We start from the raw sequence: 7,312 nt of genomic DNA on the forward strand, positions 1-7,312 counted from the left end.
GACAGTGTTGCAGACGTCGCTGAGTATGCGGGGGCAGGCCGCCCCCGCGCTCATCGACGCACCTGGGACGCCGGGGCGGCGGCCGGAGCCGGGGCGGCGGTGGCCGGCTCGTCCGGCTCGCCCGCCGCGGCCGGGCGCAGGACGAACGCGGCGCCGGCGATGGAGACGGCCAGCAGGCCGGCGCCGATGGTGAACGCCAGGCGGTAGCCGTCGGTGAGCGCGACGGCCTCGGCGGCGCCCGCGCGCAGATGTCCGGCGGTGCGGGCGGCGGCCACCGTGGACAGTGCGGCGACGCCGATCGCCATGCCGAGCTGCTGGGTGGTGTTGAACAGCCCTGAGGCCAGGCCGGCGTCGTCGGGCCGGGCGCCGGACATGCCCAGCCCCGTGATCGCGGGCAGGACCAGGCCACCGCCGGCGACGAGGAGCATGACCGGGAGCAGGTCCGTGGCGTACCGCGCGTCCGCCGGCAGCCGGGTGAGCCAGCCCAGCGCGCCGGTGAGCAGGACCAGGCCCGCGATGAGGACCGTGCGCTCGCCGAAGCGGTGGATCAGCCGGGCGGACGCGCCGAGCGACACCGCGGCGATCGCCAGGGCGGCCGGGAGCATGGCCAGGCCGGTGCGCAGCGCGGTGTAGTGCAGGACCCGCTGCATGTACAGGGCGATCAGGATCTGGAACGAGAACATCGCGCCGATCATGAGGATCTGCAGGGCGTTGGCCCCGGCGACCTGCCGGGAGCGCAGCACCCGCAGCGGCATGAGCGGCGCGCGGGCGGTGGCCTGGCGCAGCACGAACCCGGCGAGCAGCAGCGCGGCCAGGCCCGCGGTGAGGAGGCGGTTGCCGCTCGTCTGCACCACGGCGTAGATCCCGGCCATGAGGCCGGCGGTGACCAGCAGCGCGCCGAGGGCGTCGGCGCCGGCGCGCCGGCCGAGGCCGCGGTCGGCCGGCAGGTACGGCCCGGCCAGGGCCAGCGTGGCCAGGCCGATCGGCACGTTGATGAGGAAGATCCAGTGCCAGCTCAGGGCGTCGGTGAGCACGCCGCCGAGGACCTGGCCGAGGGAGGCGCCGGCCGCGCCGGTGAACGAGAAGACGCCGATCGCGCGGGCCCGCTCGCGCTGGTCCGGGAACAGCGTGACGAGGATGCCCAGGCTCACGGCGCTGGCCATCGCGCTGCCGGCGCCCTGCAGGAACCGGGCCGCGATGAGCATCGCCGGCCCGTTCGCCAGGCCGGCGAGCACGGACGCGGCGACGAACACCGCGGTCCCGGCCAGCAGCGTGCGCTTGCGGCCGAGGAGGTCGCCGAGCCGCCCGGCGAGCAGCAGCAGGCTGCCGAATGCGATCAGGTAGGCGTTGATCACCCAGGTGAGGCCCTCGGGCGTGAACCCGAGATCGCGCTGCATGACCGGCATGGCGACGGTGACGATGCTGCCGTCGAGCACGACCATGAGCATGCCGGTCGCGAGCACGACGAGGGCGAGCCATCGGTTCTGCTTCATGAGTCCGACCGTAGCAGATCGTCTGCTACTGAACTATCTCTTACGGGAGAGTGTGATGTTCCCCGAGCCGACCGCGCCCGCCGCCGACCGGGCCGAGGTCTTCCTGCGCTACCTGGACTACTACCGGGAGACGCTGCTCGACCGCGTGGCGTCGCTGCCGGAGGCCGACCGGGACCGCAGCCGCCTGCCGTCCGGCTGGACCCCGCTCGAGCTGCTCAAGCACCTGCGCTGGGTGGAGCTGCGCTGGCTGGAGTGGGGCTTCCAGGGCCGCGCCGTGGCGCAGCCCTGGGGCGACCGCCGCGACGACCGCTGGCACGTCGCGCCCGGCGAGACCCTCGCGACGCTGGGCGAGGAGCTGCGGCGCCAGGGCGAGACCAGCCGGGCCATCGTCACCGCGGCACCGCTCGACGCGGCCGGCGCGCCCGGGCCGCGGTGGGACGGCGCCAACCCGCCGACGCTGGAGCGCATCCTGTTCCACCTGCTGCAGGAGTACGCCCGGCACGCCGGACACCTCGACATCGTCGCCGAGCTCGCGGGCGGCGACCGGGGCGAGTAGCCCCGACCGCGGCGCTACTGGCGGGCGCGGCGGACGCCGGGCGCCTCGACAGGCGTGGCGAGGTGGCCCTGGGCGAGCCTGGTCAGGGCCCGCACGAGCACCGCCCGCTCGTCCTCCGGCAGCGCGTCGAGCACCGCGGCGTGGACCGAGTCGGCGATCTCCTGACTGCGGGCGGCCATGTCGGCACCCTCGGAGGTGACGGCGATAATCCGGGCCCGGCGGTCGGTGCTCGACGGGCGGCGCTGGGCGTAGCCGGCCTTCTCCAGGGCGTCGACCGTGACCACCATCGTGGTCTTGTCCATGCCGCCGATCTCGGCCAGCTGGATCTGGGTGCGCTCCTCGCCCACCGCGTGCGTGAGCACGCAGTGCATCCGCGGCGTGAGGCCGATCTCGGCCAGCGCCGCCGTCATCCGGGTGCGCAGCACGTGACTGGTGTGGTCCAGCAGGAACGACAGGTCCGGCGTGGGCGTTGCGGCCATGCCACCCAGCATAGAGAAGCCGCGGCCGGTACCTCTTCCCGTCGATGCCCGCGACCACCCGCGGTGGTCCACGAGGCCGGGGCCGCACTCCGGCGTGGGCGTTGCGGCCATGTCACCCAGCATAGAGAAGCCGCGGCCGGTACCTCTTCCCGTCGATGCCCGCGACCACCCGCGGTGGTCCACGAGGCCGGGGCCGCACCCGAGGCTACTCAGCGCAGCACGGCCGCCAGCAGGTCGGCGCCCAACGCCTGCAGATCGGGCAGATTGAGGGTGTACCGGACGTAGCGACCGTGCCGCCGAGCCGTGAGCAGGCCCGCGCGGCGCAGCACGGCAAGGTGGCGGGACACCTCCGGGGACGAGAGTTCCCAGAAGTGGGCCAGCTCGCTGGTGGTGTGCGGGCCGCGGGCCAGGGTGCGCAGCAGCCGTAGCCGCACCGGATGCGAGAGCGCCTCCAGCCGGAGGGTGACCGTCTCCAGAGAGACCGGCTCCGCCGGCTTCGGCTCGGCGACGGGGTACTGCACCACCGGATGCCACCCGGGCGCGTGGACCGCCACCAGGTGCGGCCGGCCGAAGACGCTGGGGATGAAGGTGACCCCGGCGCCACGGGCGGCGGTCGCCTTGTCCTGCACCTTGTCCACGATGATGCGGTCGCCGTCCGGTGCCAGGGTGACCGCGCCGGACACCGAGGCGAGTGCCGGCCCGATGCCGAAGCGCCTGAGCAGCTCGTTCTTCAGGCGCAGATCGGTGGCGAGCTGCACCGCGATGCCCGCCCAGGCGCCGTCGAAGAAGGCACTGGCGCATGCTTCGAGGGTGTGGCGCACCTGTGCCCGCACCGCGGCCGGGTCCGCGAGCAACCGTTGCGCGAAGGCCTCCTGCCGTGCGCCGCGGGCCTGGGCCACCTCCAGGGCCCGCTCCCGCGCGGTCGTGTCGGTGAGCGGCGACGCGCCGCGGAAGTGGACCCGGTTGCTGCCGCACGTGGTGACGAGCGCGGCGGTCACATACCTTTCGTCGTCGATCCGGTCCACGTCGTCCAGCTCCTCGGCGAGGGTCGGCCGGGGCCGCGCGGGGATCAGGAAGTCGGCCTGTGAGGAACGCCAGAGAAAATCGGCCTCCTTGAGCCGCTCGGCCAGCTCGTCCCGCAGCCCGGCCCAGACGTCCGCGGCCCAGCCGGCGAACTGCGGATGGTGACCGGGTGCGGCCAGCACGTGCAGCATCGCGGTCAGTTCGGCCAGCGGGGAGGCAGCGAACCGCACTCCCTCGGACGGCAGGCCGCTGATGTCGATCCTCAGCGTCATCCCCCCATCATCACCGCCCGGACAACCCGGCCACGGCGTCGATTGACGAACTGCGTCAACCGGCGTGCCCTGCCCCAGCGGCCGAACGCACCGTCTGAGCCATGGCAACCATCACCGGCGTCCAGCCCCGCGCCCTCGTTCGCGCATCCGGAGGCCCCCGCTATGCCGTCGCCCTGGCCGTGGACGCGCTCGGCACCGGCCTGCTGCGCCCCTTCCTGCTGCTGTACGGGATGACGGTGCTGAGGCTGTCCGCGCCGGTCACCGGCACCGCCATGACGGTCGGCATCGTCGCGGGGCTGGCGTGCATGCCCGCCGTGGGCCGATGGCTGGACCGCGGCGCACGCAGCACGGTCGTGGCGGCGTCGATGTTGGTGCGGGTCCTGGGCGTGGCGCTGCTGCTGGCCGCCCCGGCGGGGCACGTCTGGCTCTTCACGGCGGCGGCACTCTTCCTCGGCATCGGCAACCAGGCCTGGCCGGCCGCCCACGCCGCGCTCGTGGCCACGGTCGCGCATGGCCGGGAACGCGACACCGCCCTGGCAGCGGCCCGCGCCCTGCGCAACGCCGCCCTGGGCGTCGGAGCGCTCCTTGCCACCGTATGCCTGGCGGGCGGCACCACCGCACTGCGGGCGCTGGCAGCCGTCACTGCGCTCGCCTACCTTGCCGCAGCCGCCTTGGCGTGGTCGGTCCATGTGCACGCACATCCATCGCAGGCCGCGGCCAAGGACCGGGACGACGAGCCCGCACCCCGGATGCTCGCGCTACTTGCCGCCAACGTGATCTACGTCTTCTGCCTCAACGTCCCCGAGATCGCGCTCCCTCTGGTCCTGGTGACGCAGTTGCACGCGTCCCCGGCGTGGCCGGCGGCCGTCTTCGTGGCCAACACGGTGCTGGTCGTCACCCTGCAGGTGCCGGTCACCGTCCTCATGTCCCGCTTCCCCCGGCGGACCGTGCTGGCCCTCTCCGGCGTGGTGCTGGCCGCGTCCTACCTCGGCTTTCTCGCGGCCACCTCACTGGGACACGGCTGGGCTGTCCCGGCCGTCGCCGCGGTGTCCGTGGTCTGCACGATCGGCGAGATCATCTACGCCGGCAGCGCGACCGCGCTCGTCACCGCACTCGCCCCGGCCCATGGCGTGGGACGCGCCCTCGCACACTTCCAGCTCTCCACGGGCTTCGGCCTCGCCGTCTCCCCGGCGGTCATGACCACGCTCGCACCCCACGGCCCGGCCGCCCTCTGGGGCAGCCTCGCCGCCGCGACACTCCTGTCCGCCTCCGCGCCGTTGCCACCGAGAAGGAACCGGGCTCAGGGACCGTCCTTGCGGCGCCAGGAGTCGACGTAGAAGGCCAGCAGGACCAGCACGGCCATCGCCAGGCCGAGGATGATCCAGACGAGAACGACATTGCCCGCCATAGGGCCCGACGGTACCGAAGTGGCCCTCCCGGGGCGTCGCACGCACGAGTGACAAGCGGGCTTGATACCGTCCGCAGCGATGACCGCGCAATTCGTCCTGGCCAACACGCGCCTCGCCCCGGTGCCGCTGACCCCCGAGGTGCGCCTGCACCTGGCCGACGAGGCCATCGAGCTGTGGGAGCGCACCGAGTCCGCCAACGGCGAGCAGATGCCGCCGCCGTTCTGGGCGTTCGCCTGGGCGGGCGGGCAGGCCCTCGCGCGGTACGTGCTGGACAACCCGGCACTCGTCCACGGCCGCGACGTGCTCGACCTGGCGGCCGGGTCGGGGCTGGTGGCGATCGCGGCGATGCACGCCGGCGCGGCGCGGGTCACGGCGGTGGAGATCGACGCGCTGGCGGTGGCCGCGATCGGGATCAACGCCGAGGCGAACGCGGTCGCGGTGACGCCGCTGCTCGGCGACGTGCTCGAGCAGGAGCCCGACGCCGAGGTGGTGCTGGCCGGCGACGTGTTCTACAGCCGGGAGATGACCCGGCGGATGCTCGCCTACCTGCGCCGGGCGGCCGGGCGGGGCGCGCGGGTGCTGGTCGGCGACCCGGGGCGGGCGTACCTGCCGAAGGACCACCTGACGCTGCTGGCCGAGTACGACGTGCCGGTGCCGCAGACGCTCGAGGACGCCCCGGTCAAGCGCACCACCGTGTGGGCGGTCAACCCGTAGATGACGACGCCGGCGCCGATTCCGCCGCCGCGGCTGCCCGTGAGTGGTGAGCCGCTGGGCGACTTCACCGACGGGTGGCTGGCCAACCGGCGGCTCTCGGCACACACCCGGGCCGCGTACCGGCGGGATGTGCAGCAATACCTGCGCTGGTGCGACGGCCGCGGTCTAGACCCGCTGCGGGCCTCGTTCCTGCACGTCAACGCGTACGCGCGGGACCTCGAGGCGACCGTCGACGGGCGGACCGGGCGGGTGCTCGCGCCGGCCAGCGTGGCGCGGAAGCTCTCGGCGCTGTCCAGCTGGTACCAGTTCCTGGTGCGGCTCGACGCCGTGTCGGCCAACCCGGTCGGGGGCGCGGACCGGCCGCGGGTGGCCCGGGACGTGTCGGCCACCGTGGGGCTCGCGGCGGCCGAGGTCGACGCGATGCTGGCCGCGGCCGCGCGGCTGGAGGGCCCGACCGCGGCCCGCGACCGGGCGGTGCTGGCGCTGCTGGCCGACCTGGGCCTGCGGGTCGGCGAGGTCGTGGCCCTCGACGTCGAGGACCTCGGGGCCGAGCGCGGACACCGCACGGTGCGCTTCGTCGGCAAGGGCGGCAAGGCGCGGCGGCGGGCGCTGACCCCGGCCGTGGTGCGGGCCCTCGACGAGTACCTGCCGGTGCGCGGCGACGCGCCCGGGCCGCTGTTCGCCACCGCCACCGGCGGGCGGGTCGACCGGCACGCCGTGTTCCGGCTCGTGCGGCGGCTGGCCCGCGACGCCGGGGTGCCGGCGTGGGAACGGCTCTCGCCGCACTCGCTGCGGCACGCGTTCGCGACCGCCGCCCGGGACGAGGGCGTGTCGCTGGAGGACGTGCAGGACGCGATGGGGCACGCCGACCCGCGCACCACGCGCCGCTACGACCGGGACCGCTACAACCTCGACCGGGACCCCGCCTACGCCCTGGCGGCGGCGCGCTCCCGGCGGGCGCCGCGCTGACCTGCGGTCTTGGCACCACGGACGCCGGGATTCCTGACGGGAGCAACGGCCCCTGGTTGCACGGACCGGAGCCATCCGGCTCCTATATCAGCGCGGCGAAGTGCTCGTGCAGATCGGCGGAGATGTCGGCCTGACCGAGGCGGCGCAGGATCCACAGCGACGCCAGCAGCGCCGGCCGCTCGTCGCCGCGGTCGGCCGCCCACGCCGCGTGTTCCAGGAGCAGCGCCGCGGTGAGGGCGTGGCCCAGGCGCAGCGACAGCGCCCGCGCCCCGGCCACGACCCGCGGGTTGCGGGGATCGGCGGCGGCGGTGGCCACGTCGGCGGCCAGGCGCGCGGTCGCGGCGGCGAGGGCCTCGGCCACCTCGGGCAGGCGGTGGCTGCCGGCGTCGGCGGGCGC

Annotated in this window: 8 protein-coding genes; 4 read left to right on the forward strand and 4 right to left on the reverse strand. The window is 74.7% G+C overall.

Translation table 11 applies throughout. The annotated features are described in order from the left end of the window. Positions 1-50 precede the first annotated feature (50 nt). Positions 51-1,493: an MFS transporter gene (locus ABD352_RS47660; protein ID WP_344619259.1), complete on the reverse strand. Its 1,443-nt coding sequence runs from the start codon at positions 1,491-1,493 to the stop codon at positions 51-53. A 55-nt stretch (positions 1,494-1,548) separates the two neighbouring features. Here ABD352_RS47660 and ABD352_RS47665 point away from each other — a divergent pair, with 55 nt between their 5' ends. After that, positions 1,549-2,049, forward strand: a complete 501-nt coding sequence (locus ABD352_RS47665) for a mycothiol transferase (RefSeq protein ID WP_344619260.1) — start codon at positions 1,549-1,551, stop codon at positions 2,047-2,049. A 14-nt stretch (positions 2,050-2,063) separates the two neighbouring features. On the opposite strand, the gene ABD352_RS47670 is transcribed toward ABD352_RS47665, so the two are convergent. Then, positions 2,064-2,528, reverse strand: coding sequence for a MarR family winged helix-turn-helix transcriptional regulator (locus ABD352_RS47670; protein ID WP_344619261.1), 465 nt, complete (start codon positions 2,526-2,528; stop codon positions 2,064-2,066). 209 nt (positions 2,529-2,737) lie between these two features. Continuing rightward, complete coding sequence (locus tag ABD352_RS47675; protein ID WP_344619262.1) at positions 2,738-3,823, reverse strand: DUF5937 family protein; 1,086 nt, start codon at positions 3,821-3,823, stop codon at positions 2,738-2,740. A 101-nt stretch (positions 3,824-3,924) separates the two neighbouring features. Between ABD352_RS47675 and ABD352_RS47680 the strand changes: the two genes are divergently transcribed. The 3 genes from ABD352_RS47680 (at position 3,925) to ABD352_RS47690 (ending at position 6,915) form a co-directional block, all read left to right on the forward strand. Then, complete coding sequence (locus ABD352_RS47680) at positions 3,925-5,160, forward strand: MFS transporter (RefSeq protein ID WP_344619263.1); 1,236 nt, start codon at positions 3,925-3,927, stop codon at positions 5,158-5,160. A 150-nt stretch (positions 5,161-5,310) separates the two neighbouring features. Beyond that, positions 5,311-5,946, forward strand: coding sequence for a class I SAM-dependent methyltransferase (locus ABD352_RS47685; protein WP_344619264.1), 636 nt, complete (start codon positions 5,311-5,313; stop codon positions 5,944-5,946). After that, positions 5,947-6,915: a tyrosine-type recombinase/integrase gene (locus tag ABD352_RS47690; RefSeq protein ID WP_344619265.1), complete on the forward strand. Its 969-nt coding sequence runs from the start codon at positions 5,947-5,949 to the stop codon at positions 6,913-6,915. Positions 6,916-6,997: 82 nt separating this feature from the next. On the opposite strand, the gene ABD352_RS47695 is transcribed toward ABD352_RS47690, so the two are convergent. Further along, positions 6,998-7,312: hypothetical protein (locus tag ABD352_RS47695; protein WP_344619266.1), on the reverse strand; the 315-nt coding region annotated here is incomplete at its 5' end.

Origin of the sequence: Dactylosporangium salmoneum (genome assembly GCF_039532525.1) — a bacterium.
GTDB lineage: Bacteria > Actinomycetota > Actinomycetes > Mycobacteriales > Micromonosporaceae > Dactylosporangium > Dactylosporangium salmoneum.